The organism is Sphingobium chungangianum (assembly GCF_977014255.1).
In genome coordinates this window covers 2569822-2592757 of sequence record NZ_CDRNIV010000006.1, presented here as the reverse complement: position 1 = coordinate 2592757, position 22936 = coordinate 2569822, and the positions used below count along the sequence as shown (strand labels likewise).

At 57.1% G+C, this 22936-nt stretch carries 17 protein-coding genes and 2 pseudogenes; 15 read left to right on the top strand and 4 right to left on the bottom strand.

The window, feature by feature from the left end; all coding sequences use genetic code 11:
- Window positions 1-25: 25 nt before the first annotated feature.
- Complete coding sequence (locus ACWNC0_RS19790) at window positions 26-1330, bottom strand: NtaA/DmoA family FMN-dependent monooxygenase (RefSeq protein WP_449474109.1); 1305 nt, start codon at window positions 1328-1330, stop codon at window positions 26-28.
- A 306-nt stretch (window positions 1331-1636) separates the two neighbouring features.
- On the opposite strand from ACWNC0_RS19790, the gene ACWNC0_RS19785 reads away from it, so the two are divergent.
- The 12 genes and pseudogenes from ACWNC0_RS19785 to ACWNC0_RS19730 all read left to right on the top strand — a co-directional run bounded on the left by ACWNC0_RS19785 (window position 1637) and on the right by ACWNC0_RS19730 (window position 16636).
- Window positions 1637-2482: an SDR family NAD(P)-dependent oxidoreductase gene (locus ACWNC0_RS19785; protein ID WP_449474107.1), complete on the top strand. Its 846-nt coding sequence runs from the start codon at window positions 1637-1639 to the stop codon at window positions 2480-2482.
- Between the two features lie 343 nt (window positions 2483-2825).
- On the top strand, window positions 2826-3497 hold the full coding sequence (locus ACWNC0_RS19780) for a TadE/TadG family type IV pilus assembly protein (RefSeq protein WP_449474105.1): 672 nt from the start codon (window positions 2826-2828) through the stop codon (window positions 3495-3497).
- Complete coding sequence (locus ACWNC0_RS19775) at window positions 3470-4165, top strand: TadE/TadG family type IV pilus assembly protein (protein ID WP_449474104.1); 696 nt, start codon at window positions 3470-3472, stop codon at window positions 4163-4165. Before ACWNC0_RS19780 ends, ACWNC0_RS19775 begins: the two co-directional genes overlap by 28 nt.
- Before the next feature lie 95 nt (window positions 4166-4260).
- A complete protein-coding gene (locus ACWNC0_RS19770) occupies window positions 4261-6045 on the top strand; it encodes a pilus assembly protein TadG-related protein (RefSeq protein WP_449474102.1) in 1785 nt (594 codons plus the stop codon).
- A gap of 276 nt (window positions 6046-6321) precedes the next feature.
- Window positions 6322-7470: an HlyD family efflux transporter periplasmic adaptor subunit gene (locus tag ACWNC0_RS19765; RefSeq protein WP_449474100.1), complete on the top strand. Its 1149-nt coding sequence runs from the start codon at window positions 6322-6324 to the stop codon at window positions 7468-7470.
- Window positions 7471-7476: 6 nt separating this feature from the next.
- The gene (locus tag ACWNC0_RS19760) at window positions 7477-9594 is read left to right on the top strand and encodes a glycosyltransferase (RefSeq protein WP_449474098.1); all 2118 of its coding nucleotides are present in this window, start codon (window positions 7477-7479) and stop codon (window positions 9592-9594) included.
- Window positions 9595-9728: 134 nt separating this feature from the next.
- A pseudogene (locus ACWNC0_RS19755) lies at window positions 9729-9896 on the top strand (transposase); the annotation flags it as partial.
- Window positions 9897-10128: 232 nt separating this feature from the next.
- Window positions 10129-10668, top strand: a complete 540-nt coding sequence (locus tag ACWNC0_RS19750) for a VOC family protein (protein WP_449474097.1) — start codon at window positions 10129-10131, stop codon at window positions 10666-10668.
- 52 nt (window positions 10669-10720) lie between these two features.
- Entirely contained in the window at window positions 10721-11512 is a 792-nt protein-coding gene (locus ACWNC0_RS19745; RefSeq protein ID WP_449474096.1) for a glucose 1-dehydrogenase, read from the top strand.
- 68 nt (window positions 11513-11580) lie between these two features.
- Complete coding sequence (locus tag ACWNC0_RS19740) at window positions 11581-12981, top strand: aromatic ring-hydroxylating oxygenase subunit alpha (protein ID WP_449474095.1); 1401 nt, start codon at window positions 11581-11583, stop codon at window positions 12979-12981.
- A gap of 402 nt (window positions 12982-13383) precedes the next feature.
- Window positions 13384-15738: a TonB-dependent receptor gene (locus ACWNC0_RS19735; protein WP_449474093.1), complete on the top strand. Its 2355-nt coding sequence runs from the start codon at window positions 13384-13386 to the stop codon at window positions 15736-15738.
- 388 nt (window positions 15739-16126) lie between these two features.
- The gene (locus ACWNC0_RS19730) at window positions 16127-16636 is read left to right on the top strand and encodes a MarR family winged helix-turn-helix transcriptional regulator (RefSeq protein WP_449474091.1); all 510 of its coding nucleotides are present in this window, start codon (window positions 16127-16129) and stop codon (window positions 16634-16636) included.
- 110 nt (window positions 16637-16746) lie between these two features.
- On the opposite strand, the gene ACWNC0_RS19725 is transcribed toward ACWNC0_RS19730, so the two are convergent.
- Complete coding sequence (locus tag ACWNC0_RS19725) at window positions 16747-16866, bottom strand: hypothetical protein (protein ID WP_449474675.1); 120 nt, start codon at window positions 16864-16866, stop codon at window positions 16747-16749.
- Window positions 16867-17070: 204 nt separating this feature from the next.
- Window positions 17071-17652, bottom strand: coding sequence for a VOC family protein (locus tag ACWNC0_RS19720; protein WP_449474089.1), 582 nt, complete (start codon window positions 17650-17652; stop codon window positions 17071-17073).
- A 983-nt stretch (window positions 17653-18635) separates the two neighbouring features.
- Here ACWNC0_RS19720 and ACWNC0_RS19715 point away from each other — a divergent pair.
- Both ACWNC0_RS19715 and ACWNC0_RS19710 read left to right on the top strand, forming a co-directional pair.
- On the top strand, window positions 18636-19790 hold the full coding sequence (locus ACWNC0_RS19715; protein WP_449474087.1) for an alpha/beta hydrolase: 1155 nt from the start codon (window positions 18636-18638) through the stop codon (window positions 19788-19790).
- 166 nt (window positions 19791-19956) lie between these two features.
- On the top strand, window positions 19957-20970 hold the full coding sequence (locus tag ACWNC0_RS19710) for an IS110 family transposase (RefSeq protein ID WP_449474086.1): 1014 nt from the start codon (window positions 19957-19959) through the stop codon (window positions 20968-20970).
- Window positions 20971-21275: 305 nt separating this feature from the next.
- Here ACWNC0_RS19710 and ACWNC0_RS19705 read toward each other — a convergent pair.
- Window positions 21276-21404 (bottom strand): annotated as a pseudogene (locus tag ACWNC0_RS19705) (IS3 family transposase); the annotation flags it as partial.
- Here ACWNC0_RS19705 and ACWNC0_RS19700 point away from each other — a divergent pair.
- Window positions 21369-22067 carry a ParB/Srx family N-terminal domain-containing protein gene (locus tag ACWNC0_RS19700; protein ID WP_449474085.1) on the top strand — a complete coding sequence of 233 codons (699 nt, stop codon included), beginning with the start codon at window positions 21369-21371 and terminating at the stop codon, window positions 22065-22067. The pseudogene ACWNC0_RS19705 and the gene ACWNC0_RS19700 overlap by 36 nt on opposite strands.
- Window positions 22068-22936: the final 869 nt, after the last annotated feature.

Below are 22936 nucleotides of genomic sequence, written 5' to 3'. Positions count from 1 at the left end.
GCGCAATCGCTCCACGCCAATCGCGTCAGAATTCGCGCAGGATTTCGCGCAGCGTCGTGCCTTCATATTCGGTGCGCACGGCGCCTGCCTTCTGAAGGGTAGGGATGACGCCGTTGACCAGATCGGCAAGCTGATGGTTATAACCCGATCCTTCGATCAGGAACCCGTCGCCGCCCACTTCGTCCATCACCGCCATCATCTTTTCGGCAACCTGTTCCACGGTGCCGCTGAAGTCCATGCCGCTCGCACCCTTCCCGACGGAGAACAGGTCGCGGAGGGATTTACCCTCTTCCCGGCCCGCCTTCTTCATATACTCAAGGGCGCTGGTGTGGCCGCCTGCCACGATGTCCTGGGGAACGGGCGCGTCCACGTCATAAAGCGAGAAGTCGACGTCCAGCGACGACGAAGCCATGACGATATTATGCTCGAACGAAGCCTGCTTTTCGGCCTCGCTCATTTCGGGCCGCTCGCCGCCTTCGGGGAAGATTTCCACCGGCGTCAGGAAGAAGACCTTGATATCGTCAGGATTGCGGCCCTGCGCTTCGGCGCGGTCCCGAATGTCCTGGCGATAGGCTTTCATCCCCGGAACGCCGCCGGTCATCATGCCCAGCACGACTTCGGCATTCTTGGACGAAAACTGCCGTCCACGCTCGGACGCGCCCGCTTGCGCCAGAACTGGATAGCCCTGCGGCGAACGCAGCGTGTTCAGCGGCCCGCGCGAACGGAAATGCTTGCCCTCGAAATTGACGGTGTGGACCTTGGTGTGATCGACATAGACGCCGGTTTCCGTGTTCGCGACCAGCGCGCCCTCTTCCCAGCTATCCCACAGCTTCTTGACCAGCTCGACGAACTCATCGGCAATGTCGTACCGCTCGTTCGGCGGCAGCAGCTTTTCCATGCCGAAGTTCAACGCGGCGTTCTTCTCGCTCGACGTCACCATGTTCCAGCCTGCACGCCCCTTGGTCAGGGAGTCGATGGTCGAGAGCAGGCGCGCGAGGATATAGGGCGGATAGAAGGTGGTCGAAGCCGTCGCGATCAGGCCGATGTGCGATGTTTCCTGTGCCATCACCGGCAGCAGCGGCATGGGGTCGAGCTTGGGCGACAGCGTCGCATTCTTGAGGTCCAGCTCCATCGAGCCACCATAGCGATCGCCAACGATCAGGCTGTCTTCGAAGAAGACGAAGTCGAACTTCGCCGCCTCCAACATCTTGGCCAGTTCCTTGTGATAGGAACCATCCGCCCACTGCGAGCCAAACTCCTTGCCATCGCCCGGCCAGGAAGTCGCGCCGAACTTCGTGAAATAGCCAAGGTGGAACTTCGTGTGGGCCATAGCCTGATACTCTCTCTAAGGTTTATCTCATTAGCATTTTCAAACGGTGGCCAGCGGCGCCCACGGCAGATCATCTGCTGAGGCGCAACTACACGGCCATCTGCTCCTAATAGTTGACGAATATCAACCTTTGTCAAGTGGTAGAAGCAATTCCGGTTAGAGGCATTTCAAAAAAGCAGCGTTTCGAGCATCCCTCGATGCTGAAAGACATCATGATCTGGCTTGCGGCGGACCCGATTTCCCGGAACAAGGGCGGCTGGCGATCGGCAAAAACCCGACGTTCTACGATCATCAGGAGCTTTGGGTATGCGCAAGGTGGCAATAGTAACGGGCGCAACGCGCGGGATCGGCAAGGCAGCCGCACTGGAACTCGCAAAGTGTGGATTCGCCGTCGCGGTTACCGGTCGTACCCGGCGGGAAGGCGAAGGACGACTGGCGAGTTCCGTCGCGTCGGAGGCTATTGCCGTACCCGGCAGCATCGAAGCAACCGTAGATGAGGTCGAAGCGGCTGGCGGCGAGGCTTTGGGTATCTCGATGGACATATTGGACCGCGCATCCATTGATGCCGCAGTGGATGCGGTGCTTGCCAAATGGGGCAGGATCGACGGCCTGTTCAACAACGCCATCTATCAGTCACCCGCCATCATGTCGCCCATCTCCGCAATCGATGCGCATGCTGCGGAAGCGGCCATGCGCGGGATGATGGTCAATCAACTGCACATCACGCAGCGCGCGCTTGAACCCATGCTGAAACAGGGCGGCGGACGTATCGTCTTCATCACCAGTGGCGCGGGCAGCATGCTCTGCGAACGAAAGCTGACCGAGGGCGGCTGGGGCCTGCTATACGCGGCGGGAAAAGCCGCTTTCAGCAAACTCGCGGAATTTGTCGATCTGGAATATCGGGATCAGGGGATTGCGAGCTTCCACATACAGCCCGGCCTGACCATCACCGAAGCCATGACGGCGCAATATGGCGAAGCCGCCAAGGGGTTTGGCGGCGGACTGCCGTCCTATACGCCCGCTGATACCGGACGCACGGTCGCCTGGATGATGGCTTCTCCGGACGCGCCAGCCTATGCCGGACCCACGCTGTACCAGGCATCCACCTTCTTCGAGGATGTTGGCATCGTTCCGCGCTTCCCCGGCGACTGAGCCTGGTCTGCCCATCTGGCGCACCCTTCACTCGTCCCGGAATGCCCGCGCGAACTGATCTCTAAGGCTTTGTCAGGTAGGAAATCATCGCCCGATTTCGGGTACTCGATCGTCGAAGCGCATCAGCACCTGCACATGGGTGGCACGAAAGAATCGTCCCTCCGTGAAGGCGGGCCATGCAGGGCTGCTGCCCGCCCACACAATGCTCGTGAGGCGAAGCGTTACAAAAGCAATATCCGGAACTGGCGTCGATGACCGCCCAGAGTGCCCGTCTAGGCCGTTTACGAAATCTGAACGCTGATCGGCGATATAGCCTTTGATATAGCTTTAAGGATGCCCTCACGTGGCGATTTTACGCAGTATCTTTTACCCACTGAAAGCGGTTCGCCGCTTCGGTACGAACCTGTCGAAAGACAGGAAGGGTACGGCTGCCCTGGAATTCGCCATCGTCGCACCGGCTTTGCTCGCGCTGCTATTCGCGATCCTATACACGATGATGATATATTTGGCGCAACAGATGCTGGAGACTGCGGCTCAAAGCGCAGGGCGCCTGCTGTTGACTGGCTCAGCCCAAACGACCCAGATGGCCAATGGTCACATGGGCATGACATCCGATGACTTCAAAGACGCCATCTGCAATGGGTATTCCGGCACTAATTCGAGCGGGCAGGCCGTCAGCGTTCCATCGCTCCTGCCCGCGATGCTCACCTGCGCTCGGCTCACGGTCAACGTTACTACCGCAAGCGGCTATAATGTGGGCAGCACGTCTGCGCCCACATTCACGTATGACAGCAATGGCGTGCTGACCTCGACGGGGACGGGCTACATCTACCAGTCGGGCGGTAGCGGCAAAAACCGCATCGTCGTTCTTCAGCTGGTGTATTTGTGGCCGACAGGAAAAGGGCCGCTAGGCTTGAACCTGATAAATCAGCCCAATGGCAATCGCCAGCTTGTGGCGACGTCGGTGTTCACGACGGAAGATTATTCATGCAACGCATCGCAAAGCTCATGCTGAAGCGCTTCAGGCAGGATGCGCGCGGCGCAGTCATCGTGGAATTCGCGATCTGTCTGCCGGTGCTTGTGCTCATGTACACGGGCGGCGTTTGCCTGTCGGACATGATCGCCTGCAACCGCAAGGTGACGATAGCGACCCGTTCGCTGGTCGATCTCACCAGCCGAACCATGTCGCCCACGGTCATCTACAACGCGCCGCAGAGCGCCAATGCGAAATCCTATCTCAGCGCTAGTGCCGTTGTCCTGGCGCCTTACAAGCTCAACAACGCGACCGAGCAGATTTCGCTGCTTCGGGTCTGCGACGCCACGCATGCCTATGTCGTATGGACCCAGGCGCAGACGCAGAATGTCGATGGCAGCATCGTCACGCCTACAACTTCAGAACATACTGCGGGTACGCTTCCAACTATCGAGACGCAGTCGGCTAATGCCGTCATCTCAATCCCAGCCGATATGATCAATTCCACTATGGTGCCGACGTCGCCGGACGGATCGAATGTTTGTCAAAATCTTGTTCCCGGCATCGCCAACAAGACCCAGGTCGGTACTGCCGGCGGCTGGCTGTACATGGGCAAGATCACTTACAATTTCACGCCATCGGTCAGTTATATACCTATCCGGACCACGGCGCTCACCCACACCATCTACATGACTCCTCGTCTTTACTAGGTGCTTGACCGATGACAAAACTCTCTTGTCTCCGTTCTTCGGCAGCGATGGCCAGCCTCGCTGCTCGTCTAAAGGCCGATCAGCAAGGCGGGGCCATGATGATCATGGCATTTTCGCTCATTCCGTTGACCTTCGTCACCGGGTTTGGCATCGATTATTCTCGCGCCATGAGCCTCCAGACGCACCTGAACGCCGCTGCCGACGCAGCGGCGCTTGCGGCTGTCGGACCATCGATGATCCTTCAGTCGAACAGCGAGGCGACTGCTGCCGCGCGTACTATGTTCAGTGCACAGGCGAGTCTCCTGAGCGGTTACCAGAACCTTCAGGTGACCCCCACGATTACGGACGGGACCTCCGGCGGCAGCGGCGCACTGGGGTATCTTCGCAAGGCTACCGTCAGCTACACGGCCAAGTCGGTCAATGTATTCGGTGGCATTCTGGGGGCAGGCACCCTGACGGTGAGCGGAACGTCTTCGGCAAGCGCTGCCCAACCGCCCAATGTCGATTTTTACCTTGCGATGGACAATTCGCCATCAATGCTCCTGCCTGCGACTTCGGATGGAGTGAGCAAGATAATCGCGGCCACCAAGACGAGCGAAAATGCGAACGGCTGCGCCTTTGCATGCCATGCGATGCTTCCGAAAACCGACAATATTTACGTCAAGGATCAGCAAAGCCGTCATATATTACTATCGGCAGGATATTATACGTCTGGTTCCACGACCCAGAATGTCTTCTACAGGTGGGATTCATCTGCCAACCTGGTCTATGACAGCGCGGGTAATCTCATGACGTCATCCACGACACCGACGGTGACGGGGCCTACGCGGACGACATCCGGATCGAACGGCAATACGCGGAACATCGACACCACTGTCAGTACTTATAACGTGACCACTTATACAGTTACCTCCAGTTCCAGCGGTGCTTCTACCGTCTACAAGGTGGTTACGCCGACCACGACTACAACAAAGGTTTCCACGCCGACTAACGGGGGTTCCTCGACCACAACTACAACCACAACTACGGGCACTGCAACGAGTACCGTCTACGACACCGGATATTGGGCTGACGGCTATTGGCTTACACATAATTACGGTAGAATCTATGGTAGCCCTTCCAGCATTACTCTGCGCAAGGACGACATGGTTTTGGCCGCATCGCAGTTGATCCCCTTCGCGGCCAACCAGGCATCGCAATATCAAGTCACCTATCGGGCACAGATGTTTTCATTCGACTGGACGCGGTCCGGCAATACTACACCCGTCAGGACGCTCAATAGTTTGAACAATGTCGCGTCCTACGGCAGCGGATTTTCGGCAACATCCCTGTTTCCGGCGGATGATTATTGGTGGAAGAACTCTATGCCGACGAGTGGGAGCAATATAGACGATAAAGCCACCGAAGTAACGAACATGCTCACTACGATGAAAAACCTCATCCCCAATGCGGGAACGGGTGCCCCCGGAGCGACACCACAAAAGATATTGTTCATCATTACGGACGGCATGTTGGATCAGCCAAATGGCGGCGGCCGATATTTCGGACCAATGCGGAGCAGCGAACTGACTGAATGCACGGCCATCAAGGCCAAGGGTATCAAGATCGCGATCCTCTATACGCAATATCTGCCGGAATCTCTTTCCGGCGACAGCTGGTCGCAGACGAATATTGCGCCGTTTTTGCCGCCTCCTCCTTCGCCCTATCCGGCAGGAAAGGCCGGGAGCTCCGATCAGGTTCTGACCGCGCTGCAAAGTTGCGCGTCATCTGGCGTCAATGGTTCTCCGTTGGTGCAGACCGTGACAGCCGATGACAGTATCACTACGGCCCTGCTGCAACTCTTCTCCACAGCGCTCCAGACGGCTCGACTGGTTCAATAGCGATCGCAAATCGATGGTGCTGAGAGCCTGGTTGAAAATGGATCGAATGCAAATTGGATGCAGTCGATCCATTTTCGAACCGGCTCTGGCTGGCGGGTCCTGATCAACTCATATTGGTATAATACCCCGCGTGCCGAATAGAACCGGCACAAGAGGGCGCTGGCGAAATGTCATTAACGCGCTGCTAACTATCCGATGTTACGCTTCGGAAGATTGTTAGAAGGCAGCGGGTCAGCGGCGAAAATGATTGATATTCAAAATCTTTTGCGCGCGCGAATGACGCGTATCATATTGGCGGCCGCCCTGATCGGTGGCGGGGCCATGGGTTTCGCCCCCTATGTGTTGAACGACGTTTCCACCCAGGCGGCGATCAATGCTCCGCTGATCAGGCTGACGGCCGCCGCCGATGGAACAGTCGCCGATCTCCCGGCGAACGGCCACTATTTCGACAAAGCCACCGGAATACATTTGTTGGACCTGTCGCAGGATACGGGCGAGGTTGCCGAGCTAAAGGCTCAAGCCGAGATGGCGCAGACGGAAATGGCGCTCAGCGAACGTCAATTGGCCGAACTGAACGGCCAAAGTCAGCGATTGGAGCAGCGCGCGACGCTTTTTTCCGGCGCGATGGCAACGCGCCTTACCGCTGATCGCGACTCCGCGCAGGCAGATCTCGCCGGATGCCAGGCCGAACGCGCAGAGCAAGCCGCCAATCTTGCCCGCACGCGCGTTCTGGCGGCGCGGGGCTTCATATCGCCCGCCGGGGTGCAGAAGGCGGAAGCCGCCGCATCGCTTAAAAGCAGCAATTGCAGCAGCGCGGCCGCCAGGCTGCGGGCCATTCAGGTTACGCGTAGCGCGGCGGAAGCCGGGGTGTTTATCGGCGACAGCTATAATGACGCGCCCTATGCGGTGCAGCAGGGTGATCGTCTGCTCTTGCAGAAGCAGGCGGTCGAAAAGACGTTGAGCGACGCGACTGCCCGTTACCGTCAGGCCAGTCTGAGATTGAAGGACGCGTTGGCCCGGGCGAGTTATCGTGCCCCGGCGGGAACTTTGGTATGGGCGGCGGCCGCCAGTCCCGGCGCCGCCATTCGCGCAGGTGAGCCGGTGCTCGACCTGATCGATTGCCGTCGACGCTTCGTCCAGGTCGCCCTTCCAGAACGGAAGGCTGAAGTGATTGGTCCCGGCACGCCCGCAGACGTCCGTATGATCGGTTCCGATCAGTGGCTGAAGGGGCAGGTCGTGAACATCACCGGCGCGGCGGGGCGGCGCAGGGAGGAATTGCTGGCCGCATCCACCTATTCCTTGCCGGAGGATCGAGAAATTCTGATCGATGTCGCATTGCCGGCGCCCGAACCCCGTGGGGTCGATGCCGCGCGCAAATGCGATGTTGGGCGTTTGGCCGAGGTCCGGTTCAGCCGCAGGCTCTGACGGCACATGTCCAGCATCGCCACCACCGCGCCCTTCGCGCCTCTGGCCTTGCTGGTGGGCTTCTTGCTGCTTTTCGGCAAGATATGGCCGTGGCGTGCGGGGCTGGTCGCGACGATTGGGTGCACCATTGCCTATTATCTGCAGTGGCGGATCTCACAGACGATTCCCTGGGGCGAGGGGGCGGGCAAGCTATGGTGGCCGCTGACCTGTCTGCTGGTGGAAAGTGCCGCGCTGTTCGATGGCGCAATCTTGCTGGCGATCCTCTCCCGGCCGCGCGACCGGTCGGCGGAGGCTGATGCGGGCGAGGCACGGCTGCGCGCTGCATGGGAAGAAGGACCGCTGAATTTACCCCCGGTGGATGTTTTCATAGCCACCTATAATGAACCGCGCGAAGTGCTGGAAAAAACCATCCTCGGCTGTCTTGCCCTCGACTGGCCGGACGCGCGCATATGGGTTCTGGACGATGGCCGACGGCCCTGGGTGCGCGATCTGTGCATGGCAAAGGGGGCTGGCTATATTAACCGGCCGGACAACAAAGGTGCGAAGGCTGGCAATATCAATCACGGGCTGACGGTGACCGACGCGCCGTTCGTGGCGGTGTTTGACGCCGACTTCGTCCCACGCCGAGACTTCCTGCTGCGCACCATGGGCTTTTTCGAGTCTGATCGGATCGGCATCGTCCAGGTTCCGCACAGCTTCTACAATCATGATCCCATGCAGACCAATCTGGGCCTGCAACAGGCCATGCCGGACGATCAGCGATTTTTCTTCGAAGCGATCATGCCGGGACGAGACGGTTGGGACGCCGCCTTTTGCTGCGGATCGAACTCCGTGACGCGCAGGACCTTGTTTGAATCGATCGGCGGAGGGCTGCCGGAAGGATCGATCACCGAAGACATGTTGCTGACGCTGGCGAGTTTGCGGCAGGGTTATGTCACCCGCTATCTGAATGAGCCTCTGGCCTTTGGCCTCGCTCCGGAAAGCACGGCTGCCTTTTTTGTTCAGCGTCAACGCTGGGCGCAGGGTGCGATCCAGATCCTGTACCTGAAGGAAGGTCCTTTGGGGCCAGGATTGAAACTGCGCTATCGCCTGTTGTTCCTGCCCAGCGCATGGATCACGCAGGGCTTCCAATCCATGTTCACCGTGCTGACGCCCATTTGCTTCATGCTGTTCAATCTGGCTCCGATGGTCGGCATCGATCTCGAAGCGGTCATTCACTATGTCCTGCCACTGATCGTCGCAATGTTGAGCGGCATCACGCTCCTGGCGCCGGGGCGCTATTACCCGCTTGCCGCGCAAATTTTGTCGCTGTTCCAGTCCTTCCGCATTCTGCCGGTTGCCCTGCAAACATTGTTCCGTCCAAAAGACCTTGTCTTCAAGGTCACGCCCAAAGGGTCCGACGCGGGCGGGAGTCCATGGGAGAGGACGATATTGTTCGTAGCGCTCGGCCTACTCGCGCTCAGTTTCGCTGGTCTGATGATCAATGTTACGCCGGAATATCGGGTCGTGTCGCAGGTCGGCTTGCTGCCCATGGTGACCTTCTGGACGATCGTGAACATGTTCATCCTGCTGCTGGTCGCCATGATGTGCCTGGAAAAACCGCGTGTCCGAGGCGAGGAGCGCTTCGCGCTGCGACAGGCCGTGACGATCCTGAGCGCGCAGGGGCAGATGATCCGGTCAGATAAGGGCGACATTTCCATCTCCGGTCTTGGGCTGGAGCTTGCGGAACCGGCGGGCCTGAGTGTCGGCGAGCGCGTCGATGTCGTGTTAACGGATGTCGGCTTGTTGCGCGGATTTGTCCGCCGTTCGGGCAGGCGCCTCGGCATTGAATTCGACTTTCATTCAGAGGAAATCCGTGACCGGCTGATCGTCGCGCTGTTCACGAACGAAATCCAGATCAATGCCGTTCGCCCCTCTGCGGCCGCCGCTGCTCTGGCTGTCGCCAAACGCCTCTGGCTGGCGGATCTTCGGACCACTGAAGTGGATTCCCGTATCGCCGACAGGGATCCGGCGCCCGAGAAATTAAGCGCAACCACGCGTGTCGTCCCAGCTGCGGCCCAAGGACCCAAAAGAGCGCCTGAGCGCGATATGTCCGGCAACGACAGGGTAACTCGGGCAGCCTGATAGATCCACGCGAGAACGGGTTGTCCAACAGGATCACATTCGGCGGCACAACCTACGCCAAGCCTGACTCCCGCGCCGAACGTCGCCCGCGAAGAGCGGTGCATTTCTAACAGCACCATTTTAACCGCTTATGGCGGATTTCCGCCGCCGTCGATGCGATCGGCTTGCCGCTGCGCATTCATCCAACGCCAGGACAATATGGCGATTGCCCACAGGCCCAAGCCCTCCTGTCCGGCTTGCAGGGCGTCGGCCATTTCATTGCAGACGCCGCCTACGATGCCGATCCGCTACGCACCTTCATTTTAACGGCCACAGATTGATCAGCACCACAGGGCGATCGGTCAGGTTAATATTATGTCGCCTAAATATATTGACGGGCGAGCCGTTGTCGAGTTAGGATGCATACTAACAATAAGGAGGGGATCTAGATGCGGCTTGATGGAAAAGTGGCCATCGTGCTTGGCGCCGCCACCTGTCGCAATATCGGCCAGGTGATCGCCCCCTCCCTGCCTGATCGTTGCAGGAGTATCCCTAATGTTCACTAAGATGTTCATGCGCTATCCGATCCGGCAGGTCGCATTTTATGTGCCCGATGTGCGCGAAGCTGCCCGTCAGCATGCGGAGGCTTTCGGTTCAGGCCCTTACTTCGTCATGGAGCATATTCCCATGAGTTTGGCGCGTTACCGCGGCAAGCCTGGCGTTTTCGATCATTCCTCCGCCTACGGACAATGGGGTGACGTCATGATCGAAATGGTTCAAGTCCACAGTTCCGAACCATCGGTCTTTTCAGACCTGTTTCCGAATGGCGGGACAGGTTTCCATCACATCGCGCTGATCGTCGACGACTTGCCCGCGATCATGAAGGAATTCGAAGCTGCGGGATTTCCGGAGGGCTTTTACGGCGAAGTCCAACCGGGGTCCGGATTTGCGATGATGGATGCGACCAAACAATTCGGCCACTTCGTCGAATTGTACGAACCGTCGATACCGCTCCTGTCGGTTTATCACCGGGTCAAGAGCGCGTCCGTGAATTTCGACGGCGCCGATCCGGTCCGCGATTTTTCCCTCATGTAAAAGCGATCGAAAACAAGTTCCCGACCGAAAAAAATACGAGGATTCCGAGTATATGGCCGATTTGACCTATAATTTCGCGGGCAAAACAGCGTTGGTCACAGGAGCAGCCGGTGGTATCGGTCGGGCGACGGCAATCGCTTACGCTTCTTCTGGTGCGAATGTGGTTGTCACTGATATCCAAGCGGAAGGTGGTGAGGAAACGACACACGCCATCACGGCGGCTGGTGGCACGGCCATTTTCGTCCGCTCCAATGTGACGTCATCCGAAGACGTCGATTCATTGATCGACACTTGCATTGCCACCTACGGACGTCTCGATTTCGCCTGCAATAACGCGGCAGTGGAACTGGAGGATACTGCGCTTGCCGATGTGCAGGATGAGCAGGCCCGCCGCGTTGTCGATATCAACTTCATGGGCGTATTTTTGTGCATGAAACGCCAGATCGCCAAAATGCTCGATCAGGGTGGCGGCTCGATCGTGAATGTCGCCTCAATGAATGCACTCAGGTCGCGGCCGGACAGTGCTGTTTACGATGGCACGAAAGCCGCTGTTCTTGCCATGACGCGAAGCGCGGCTTTGGCTTACACGTCGCGCAAGATCCGCATCAACGCGGTATGCCCTGGCGTGACTGACACACCGATGTTGGCGTTTAAAATGGATCTTGTGGGGGCGAAGCGGTCCATGATCGAACAGGTCGCCAATCTGGAAAAACGTCTCGGACGCCCCGACGAGTTGGCTGCTGCCATTCTTTGGTTGAGTTCGGACGCAGCTTCATTGGTCACCGGTCACGCGCTTCCTGTTGAAGGCGGCTATTTGCTGACGGGTGCGATCCCAGCGGGGTGATGTGGCCCGCGAGAGCTACGCTGGATAGCCAGCTTGGATTGACCCAGCCCAAGATGGGAGATTGAACCATGACTCATTTCGATACCAACGGCGCACCCGATTACCGGGACAGCCCTGCTCCGACATATCAGCAAGTGATTGCGCGCGACCCCATTGAGGCACCCGCGAGTTTACGCCAAATCCATCCCACGCATATCGAAATGCCGCGCGTCCCTCGCGAGCGTTATACCAGCCAGACTTTCTTTGACTTGGAAAAGGACCGGATGTGGTCGCGCACGTGGCAAGTCGCCTGCCGTGTCGAAGAAGTAAGGGAAGTTGGTGATTGCGTATTGTATGACTCGCCCGGTGCGTCGCTGATCATCATGCGCAGTGCTCCGGACGTGATCAAAGCTTTCTATAATGGATGTTTGCATCGCGGCATGAAATTATGCGCGTCGGACACGAGCGTAAACAAGATACGCTGTCCCTATCATGGCATGACTTGGAACCTCGACGGCTCCCTTCAGAATTTACCTGCGCGCTGGGATTTCGATCCGGTCGAAGATTCCGAACTCGCTTTACCAGAAGCGCGCGTTGGCCTCTGGGGAGGTTTCGTATTCGTCAACCGCGATCCCGCATCACCATCGCTGGAAACATATTTGGGTCCGCTGATCGCGGAATTTGCCGACTGGTCGCGGGACGACGTCTATCTGGACACCCGCGTAACCAAGGTCATGGAGGCGAACTGGAAGTGTTGCATGGAAGGGTTTATCGAAGCATTCCATGTCGCCGAACTTCACTCGCAAGCTCTTCCTTTTGGGGGCGACGCCAGCACGCAATATGACGTCTGGGCCGACAATGGTCATGTTAGTCGTTTTTGTGCTCCCACCGGAATTCCCAGCGACCAATACCCCCAGCCGATTACCGAAGCCGAGATATGGAAAGCAACGTTCGGCGCCGTCACTGGCAATACTGATAACGCTCCGCCACTGCCGGAGGGCAAGACTGCGCGGGGCTATCTGGCAGATATGAACCGTACTGAACTGGGCAAGGTCTACGGACAGGACTTCAGCCATCTGACGGACGCAGAAGCATGTGATCCCATTCAATATTCGCTGTTCCCCAACTTTCTCCTATTCAAGGGATTGCCTTATCCATTCGCCTATCGGTTCGTTCCGATCGACAATAGTCCAGATCGTACACGTTTCGATTTCATGATCTTCCGGCCAAAACCGCAAGACGGATCCGATTTTCCAGAGGTCAATCAAATCGACCTTGGCCCTGACGATACTTATGCGGCCAGCGGCGCTTTTCAGCCGTGGCACGGGCTAATCTATGATCAGGACTGCCAAAATCTGGCGCTGCAACAGCAAGGCCTGAAGGCAGGTGGGGTGAAGGACGTCATGTTAAGCCGTTATCAGGAAGTCCGCATTCGTTTCCTTCATAAAACTTTGATGGAATATCTGGACCGGGACTCTTGCCTTAAATAGCTGGAGCCTCAGCGCGGTACGCAACCAATAGATTGTGGAAGCGCGACACCAACACACATTGACTAAAACCCGTGCGCCCAATGCCGCGCCCGGTGAGACGGCGCAATGGCAGGTGGACGAGTTCATGCGAGGCGAAGCAACAATGGTAAACGATGTCGTCGGCGGTTGTTGACGATGAGAACGAACAGACATCTTGCGCCATATTGAGTTGGTCACATAGCTCATCTCAAATGTGAATGACCCCAAGGAAATATCCGGGTCCGTATTGATGTAATAGATGTTATTGAAATGGGGATGATGATGTTTAAGACGTCTAAATTTTTAGTCTATTCAACTCGCAAGTCGCGCTTGGTTCGGCTTCTTTCCTGTGCTGCCATCAGTGGTACGACTATGATTTCCACTATGGCTCAAGCCCAGGAAAATCAGCTTCAGGACATCGTCGTCACTGCGCAGAAGCGGGCTCAGAATGTTCAGGATACGCCGCTCTCTGTGACTGCGGTGTCAGGTGATCAACTCACGTCCGTTGGCATCACCACCGTCCAGGAACTTAATCGCGTCGACCCCGCGTTGCAAATTGGCCAGGCGGCGGGCACCGCCACCACCTTCATTCGCGGAATTGGCAACCCTGTCGCTACCGCCGGTAACGAAGCAAGCGTGCCGGTCTATATCGACGACGTCTACTTTATCCGCGCTGCAGTGCCCTTCTTCGACCTTGCCAGTGTGGAACGCGTCGAGGTTCTCAAAGGGCCTCAGGGAACGCTGTTTGGCCGCAACGCATCAGGCGGCGTGATCTCTATCTACACGAAGGATCCGAGTCAAAACGCTGAGCTTGAAGCGCGTCTGGGTTATGCCAATTATCAGACCATGGACGCCAAATTTTATTTGAACATGCCGATCACGGAAAATTTAGCAGCGAATATTTCCGCCAGTTATCACAATCAGGACAAAGGTTGGGGTAAAAATAGAACGCTTGTAGATCATTTCAATACGTCGCTTGGATATTTACCGAGCAATGATGATTATTGGAAGGGCCGTAGCTTCAGTACACGCGGAAAGATCTTGTGGGATCCTGTCGATGGTCTTTCGGTCAAGTTGATTGGTTATTATCAGAATAGCTGGAGCCAGATAGGAATCTACGCACGTCCTTTCCCTGGGACGGTTGGCGGGTCGCCCGACCCGGCGCATAATGGCTTTGGCAATTCGGGCAACTTCCCGGTGCCATCGCAGGAATTGCCGCCGCTCGGCTTCTATGACGTCGCTTTGGGCAGCACACAGAAGATGTATGACAAGTCGGAAGGCTATGGCTTCTCCGGCCGTATCGATTATGAACTAGGATTCGCCGATATTGTCAGTATCACTGCCTATCGTAAAAATATCGAGCTGTACGCCTCTGCAGGAAATTACTCACCTTACGACTGGGCACGTTACGATCTCAATATTGTAGACAATCAGTTCTCCCAAGAGTTTCAACTGAAGTCCAAGGCAGGTTCGCCCGTCAGCTGGATCGCCGGCCTTTATTATCTGAACGCCGATGGCGGTTTCGACCCGACCACGATCTATGGGCCGGGTATACATGCGCTGCTGGTCGACTCAATCAACATCCGGGGTGAGCAGAACGTTAAATCCTATGCTGCCTTCGGCCAGCTGACCTATCCCATCACTGATAACACCAATGTGACGGGCGGCCTGCGTTACACGACCGACAGGGTTGCTGGCCGCGGGACTACCACGACATTGTTCATTCCGGAGCTGCCGTTCCTGCTTCAGAATGTCCCTGCGGTCGCGGGTGCATTCGGTGCGCCGGTTGGAACCGTCTTCGACACAACGACAGCCAATGCCGTTGTGGCCGGCGCCCAGACGCCCGTGGACAATGTGCCGGGGGGCGGTGTTGCGCGCAAGACGTTCAAGAAGTGGACGTGGAAGGCTTCGATCGATCATAAGTTCTCCGACGACATAATGGTCTATGCCAATTACAGCCGTGGCTACAAAGCAGGGACGTTCAACACGCTGCCGCTAGACCAGGCGGAGCCGCTATCGCCTGAAGTGGTTGATGCCTATGAAATCGGGTTCAAGACGGAACTGGCTGACCGTCGTATTCGCCTGAACGGCGCCCTGTTCTGGAACGACATCAGCAAACCGCAGGTGCAGGCGCAGCGCAATGGTTTGGTTTTCCTTAAGAATGCCGGTTCTGCGCGGACCAAGGGCGCCGAGTTGGATCTGACCGCCGTCGCGGCCGAAGGCCTAATGCTTCGTTTGGCTGGGACATATTTGATCGCAAAGTTCCGTGACTTCCCGGACGCCCCTTCCTACTGCCCTAATCCTCAGGTGGATGCAGTCACATGTCAGGCGCTCACTCCTAACATGCCGCTTGCTCCGGGTAATTTAAACAGCATTGTGGTGGATGCTTCTGGTAATTATATGCCCTATGCATCAAAATGGAAATTTAGTGGCGGCTTCAGCTACGATCATAACTTGGCCGACGACAGCAAAATCACTCTGGACGTGAATGCTAACTGGGCGGATAAATTCAACTGGGATGCCGACAACGTCATCAAGGAACCCTCGCACCTCCTTTTGGACGGCTCTGTTTCCTTCACGCCAGCCGCTGCGGAGCATCTGACCTTTCGCTTCTGGATGAAGAACATCACGGGTGAAAAGTTCAACATCAACTATTATGCTCAAGACTCCGGCTCGGCCTTTTCGAGCGCTCCAGGCACTCCGCGCACCTATGGTGGTGAACTGATATTCAAGTTCTGAACTTCAGATATATGATGACGGCGGCGGTCGACAGTGTCGGCCGTCCATATCTTGAAATATCCTGCAAGCGAACGGAACAAGCCGGTCGAATCATGGCACTGTTTCGACTTACCGTTACCCCCGGATGCGAGTCCGACGCGGCCCCTTCTCATCCATAGGGAGTCGGTCGCTCGACGACCTTAGCGGCGCACGGGGAAGGTGATCTACGTATGGATGTGGATGACACCAAAGACTGGGAAAAACAGGCCTCAAGCTTTGTGCCTCACGGTTCTAGACAGGAGAGCCGCAAGCGGGCGTCGTAAGCGCCTGGCGGCTCCTCGTTGTTGTTGCGGAACGACAAATGCTGTTTTTATGTGGCTTTATGACGACTCTCCCATAAGGACAGCGGATGAAGCAAGCACCCAGACATCGCGCGCGGCCCCCGGTTCGGACAGGATTCGACGAGAAGTGGGTTGCGCCCTCGGAATTCGACGCCAAGCTCACTACACCTTATCTCATCACGATGGTGGCGCGCCTCCAGTCTCATCTTTATGCCGTCAGGACCGCCGAAGCCGATGTGAGTCAGGCTGCGGCCTTTCTTCTCCTTGAACTGTATCAAGAAGAGCCTCTTTCGCATTCCGAACTGACCAAGCGGCTCTCGATAGCGCATGCGACAGTATCACAAACACTCAAGCGGTTGGAGCAGCGAGGTCTCGTTGAGCGAAGCATTTTTGAGGTTGACGCGCGGCAGGTGCGCGTGAGGCTTACTGGCAAAGGCCGCGAAGTGTGCGCGCCGCTACGTGCGGAAGGTGATGTCCTCAATGACGAAATCCGGTCGGTTTTGGGTGCTGAGAGGGAAGAGGCATTGCGAAAGAGTTTAGCGGACCTTGCCGAACACTTCCGTTTTGGCCAGCGTTAGGCCGGGTCCGACCCGTCTTTCGCTCAACGTGCTTTGCTTACCCCATCATCGCATTCGCGGGCTCAACAAAGTCCTAGCGAAACACTCCCATCACTTAGGCCGATTGACATTCAGCGTAGCCAGATCATGGCAGCGGCGAGATGTACGAAGTCGGCAAAGTGGGCGGTGCGCCGATCGTAGCGGGTAGCGAAGCGTCTGAAATGCTTGAGGCGACCAAAGCATCGCTCGATCCGGTTGCGGTGCTTGGCTATGACGCCATTACGAAGTTATTGGCGGAGATGAGCATGTCCCATGATGTCAACATCGTTGAATCGATCAGGCTACGCCAAATCTTCGGCACCGATCCCAATGGCGTCCGTGTGGAGCTGAACTTCACCGGCGACTGATCTGTCGGATGGCTGACTCGCTTGTCAGTGCCACCCGCCCAATAATCCTCAGCCCGCCGTCGGGTTGAAGATCTTTGCCTTGCCATCCCAGTTGGCGCCAGCCTGCTGAATCATGTCGAAAAGGCTCTGGACCTCGGGCTTCAACACGCCGATCTCCAGGATATTGTTTTCCTCAGCATCCATCGCGAAATAGGCGATCTGGGACCCGTCTGCGAACTCAGCTCCTTGCAGTCGCGTGCCGCCGTGTTCAGCGACCCAGGCTTCCGCATCTTCCATGCTGTCGGAGAAAGCGCATAGATGATGGACGCCTTTACGGCCCGCATCCAGAAACTCTTGGAAGATCGACGGGCCTCGCGGTTCGATAAGTTCGACCATCAGGTCCCCGGAAAATGCGATCGCCGCGCCGTACTGTGCGAAATGCTCTTTACCGCGATAATCGCCTCGAACCATCTCGAAAGCGGGAAAGATGAAAAAGGGCCCCACGCCCATCACCTCGGTCCACCAATCGATCGCCTTGTTTAAGTTGGGCACCATATAGGCGATTTGGTTGAGCCGTCCCCAAGGCTTGAGCACCATAATAGTATTGACCTTCCATCTATCTTGATAAGTCAGGTAATCATATGCAAGCATTCTATCAGGTAGCTCGGGATGAACCAACTTATAAAATATGGCAGATGAGCATGCGTAGGACGAAAATCCCCGGGCCGCCCGGCCGGACTGTTCTGGTGCATCTGGCCACAGATTTAGCTTGGTGGTGGCGAGTTGTGGCAGACCAAATGGGAAGACAATGACAGCGACATCCGCCGTAATGAATCGCTGCCGCCCACGGCCTATCGGCGGCTGAAAATACCAGCTAGAAGGAGTGTCTCAGGCCCGAATTGCAACGGCGGCGGGCGCTTGTTCCGCGGCGGTGCAGGCATCGGCAGAGGTGCGCGCCCGGCATCGCGCTGTTCGCTGGCTATGGGACGGCCTTCCGCGCGTCCTTTGGCTTGTCGTGTGCAGGAGCCAAAGCCGGAATCTCCTTTAATATCGAGGCCGGAATCAATCTCGCCATACCGAAGAGAAGTCTTTCGGGCACGATCGCAGCATTTCGGCACACGCACGAAACGTCATCTTTGCCGTCCTCGCCGATTTGGGCTTCCATATCCAGAGCGCGCATGCGGGGTGGAGGCCGGTCTGCTGTGGTAACCGAGATCTGCCTTCTCGCTCCTCGCCAATTATGCTTATACCGACACGGCCAACGATGGCGCGGCGCAGGACGACAGGATCGCACGCGTGCCCGAGAACAGCGGACGTATCGCCACGCGCTATCGCGTTCTCCAAGGCCCTGCGGGAGCCTATTTTCGCGCAGGGCTCACCGCCTTCGCCTCACGCAAACTGACGTTGCCCATCCATGATCCGAAAATCACAAGTTTTGCATCAAGCCAAAAATCGCAGAAATCTGCCCCTCCCCGTGATACAAAAATCTGATGCACATTTGGCGCGCTTCTGGCCGCCGAAATCACTGTTTCTGCCTCCATCGCCCCTGATGCAAAAGTTTTGGACTCCCGATTAGTTGTCCCGATTGGGATCGTTGAATAGGAAAGCCGGATCACCTTGGCGACCTTGACAATATGGACGAAAAAGGAAGAATGATGCCTAAGCTGCTTCTCAAATGCGCGGTTCTTGTAGTTCCACTGATCATGCCCTTTGCCGCAGTGACCGCCCAAGTCGCAACAAAGGCAGAAAAAGGCTCCGCACCATCTCGCGGATCGTGGCAAGCTGCTGCTAATCCTTCTTCGCGACCAATCGAAGCAGATGGGTCGGTGAACGTGCCCTCATTTCGCCTGCCTCCTTCCGAGTATATGAGTGCCGAGGCGAAAGCGGCCTTACCACGTGTGCCCTCCGACATGTTCGAGGTGCTCCGTCAGTCGCCAAAGGATGTCACCGCCTTGCGCACGAATTTGCCAAGGCTCGTCGCGGGCCGCGTTGCCCAACTGAAGCGGATGTACAAGGTAGAGACTGAGGAGCGTGCGATCGCCGGTGTCCCGGCCGTCTGGACGCGGCCGATGGCAGGCATCACGCCCGCAAAGTCTGGCAAGATACTGCTGAACCTTCCGGGCGGGGGCTTCATGATTGCCAACGCGGGGGCCAATGGCATGTTTGAGACGATCCCCCTGTCGGGCCTCATGGGCGTGGAGGGTGTAAGCATCACTTATCGGCAAGGCCCAGAAGCGCATTATCCCGCCGCAACCGAGGACGTGATAAAGGTCTATCGTGAATTACTCAAAACGCATAAGCCGCAAGATGTGGTGATATATGGCTGCTCGGCGGGCGGCCAACTTACCGCCCAGACTACCGCCGCGCTGATCCGCGATAAGCTGCCTCTTCCAGCCGCCATCGGCCTTTTGTGTGCATCTGCTGACATGCGCCTCTTAGGTGACAGCGCTGCCTTCACCTCCCCCTTCCAGGCAATACCAAATAAAGAGATACGCCTGTCATATTACGAGGGGACCAAACTCGACGATCCCGCTGTCTCGCCTCTCCGGTCGCCTGAAGTACTGAGGCACTTTCCGCCAACTCTAATTGTAACGGGAACCCGAGCTCTGGAAATGAGCAGCGCCGTTGCAACCAATAATGCGTTGCAGAAGAGCGGAGCCGTTAGCCAACTCAACATCTGGGATGGTATGGGACATGCCTTCTTCTACGATATCGCGCTACCCGAATCGCGGGAGGCGTTTGATACGATGGCGCGCTTCTTCACCAAATACCTCCACCTTAAGCCTTAGTGGTCATTTGCGGACATCTAGGCTTCCCTCGCGGAAGCCTAAATTAGATGATCTCCAAAGTTATCCCTGTCACGAAAACGGTTTGAACTGATGCGGTGGATGCCTCCCTTCGCCCGGCATCGTATGATGCTGACGAGCGCCATGGTGGCGCGCGAAGGAGGAGCATATGTCGGACGCACACATGCTGGCGATCGATCTGGCAAAGCGGAGCTTCCAGGTCTGCGCGACCGATCAAGCAGGGTCGGTTCTATATAATCGGACGGTCTCTCGGTCCAAACTGGAGGCTTTGCTCAAGGGTCAGCCTCGCTGCATCGTCGCGATGGAGGCTTGCGCGACGAGCCACTTCTGGGGCCGGTTTGCGGGCGCAGAAGGTCATGAGGTTCGGTTGATCCCACCGATCTATGTAAAACCGTTCGTGAAGAGGCAGAAAAACGACGCGGCAGATGCGGCGGCCATTGCCGAAGCAGCTGTGCGCCCGAACCTGCATTTCGTGGCGGTAAAGAGTGCGGAACATCAAGCGCGGGCGGTTGCCTACCGAACCCACCAATGTTTTGTCAGTCAGCGTACGCAGACCATCAATGCCCTGCGAGGGCACCTGGCCGAATTCGGTCTGGTATTCCCCCAAGGCGTTCCTCACCTGAAAGATATCCGCGCGACGGTGGACAACGATAACATCGACGTGCCTGCCAGTATCCGGGATATCGCACGCCTTTACCTGGAGCACATCGACGCCCTCTCTGCCAAAATCGCCGAACTTTCGTTCAGATTACGAGAGGCTATAACGGTCAGCGCCGAGCTTCGCCGCCTCTGCACGGTACCGGGTGTCGGACCAGTGACCGCCGGCGCGATCATGGCCTTCGCGCCAGACCTGCGCACATTCGGCAGCGGCAGAAACTTTGCGGCATGGCTCGGCCTGGTACCGAAGCAGCGATCGACGGGTGGGAAGGCGCGGCTCGGGTCCATGAGCAAAATGGGACAAAGCGACATTCGCAAGCTTCTCGTTGTCGGTGCGATGAGCAGGATTCGATGGATTGTTCGCAAAGGCGTTCTCCCCGACAACTGGCTGGGACGGCTGATGGCCCGCAGACCGCGGATGGTGGTTGCCGTCGCGCTGGCGAACAAAATGGCGCGGACAATCTGGGCGATGATGACACGCGAGGAAGACTACCGTTTGGCGTGAATGGCGTAACTGCCATAGCGCTCGGGGCCTTGGTCCCGGCAAGGAGATCGACTGATATTATGTGGCAAGGACTTCAATGTTCACGGTGCGGCTAACCAGTCCCGGGGCGAGAGCGAACCAAGCTCGCTGAACCGATGTGGCCCGGATCGTTCGAACTGCATAACGGCCCGTGGCGTCAGCAAGCCACACCAGAGGCCTGACACACGACCGATGAAGCGCTCTGCCGAGCAAAGTCAGAAAATCACCTTGCAATCTGGGAGGCATCCACACACGCGCCGGGTTTGCCGGAGGCATAGGGTTGTGAGTCACGCTGCCATACCGATGTTGTCTGCGGCAGCATAATATTGATCTTCGGCTTCGGCAGGCGGGATGTTGCCGATGAGCTCCAGCAGTCGGCGATGGTTGAACCAATCGACCCACTCGAGCGTTGCATACCCATGAACGACAATGCTGATATCCGGGGGGACGGACTGATCCGTTCCCTCAAGGTGGAACTGCGTCCGCTCGCGGCGGTCCGGCCCGCGAAACGCAATGCCCGTACACACAGTGAGAAGCAGATCGAGCAGATCGCCTCCTCGATCCGCCAGTTCGGCCTCACCACTCCGATCATAGTCAATGACGAGGGGATGATCGTCGCCGGTCATGGCCGCCATGCCGCGGCGAAGCTGCTCGGCATGGCAGACGTGCCGGTCATCCCGATCCATGACCTCGATCCTGCCGAGCTGCGCACCTACGCCCTTGCGGACAATCGAATCGCGCAGAACGCCGGCTGGGATGCAGAGGTGCTGCGAATCGAGTTCGAGGAACTCAATGCCCTCGAGCTCAGCTTCGATCTGGAGATCACCGGCTTTTCCACGACCGAGATGGACCAGTTGCTGGTGATCACCCCGGAAGAAGAGAAGCTGGAGAAGCTGCCCGAGGCCACCGTGTCGCGCAGCCAGCGCATCGCGCAGGAGAAGGCCTTGAAATCGTGGGTCGGGGAAGCTGATGGGCGCGAACCTTTTCGGGAGGGATCGGTGGCCGGCCCGCGTTTACCGACGGCCTCGAAGATCGCTATCGTGAGGTGCTCGATCTTGCGAACAGGCGGGTCAGGATGATCTGCCCTGACGGCAGGCGTCGAACCGTCAGTCTGTTCGAAGCCCGTCTGATCAAACTGGCTTCTCCACGCTGCCGCAGGCGTCTGATGTGCGAAGATTTCATCAGGCAGGTGCGGTGGGCAGCAGGTTTGCTGGCTGAGAGAACAATTTCGTGACGAGGGTCTGAAAACCCCCGGATTTACGGGGTTTCATCCAGGGGATAAGGCAGAATTTCGGATGGCGGTGAAACAGGTGGTATCTGCCTGTTTCACCGCTATTTTTATGCTTTGATCCAGAAATTAGCACCTGTTTTAACCTGTTATTGTCACACACGTTTGCCGACGAGCTCTATGGATTATGATGTAAATCCAATAACATGATCAGGAAAATCGCAGAAAAGGCCCCCCTTGGACGTGCCATTTTTTTAGGAGCGTCGCTTGGGCGACAGATGTCTGAGATGAAGGGGGACGCATGCATTCGGTAGTGACGGGGATGTTCCAGCAGCGTAGCAGCAGAGAAAGCGGCGCAGAATTGCGTATCTTTGGCTCGCATCTGACTCTCTGCAGTATCGAACTGAACTGAACACGCGCGAATTTGCGCCGCTTTTCGGCAAATTCTCTAACGTTTACAATATGTTGAGACTAGATGGCGGGCGGGAGGGAGTAGAATCATACATTCAGTCCTTTGGTTTTAAACAATAAAATCTTGACCATAAAATCTATGCCCACACTATTCCCCACACTTCGCGGGAGTGTCGGCTCTTACTACTGAGAATAAGGCGGCTGTAACGGTGCCGTTCGTGCGTAACGGTAGTAAGGCTGCCCACTCGCGCGCTTCTCATATGGCGCTGTAGCGGGTGGGCAGTCTTGCGGGCGGAATCGTAAGACGTG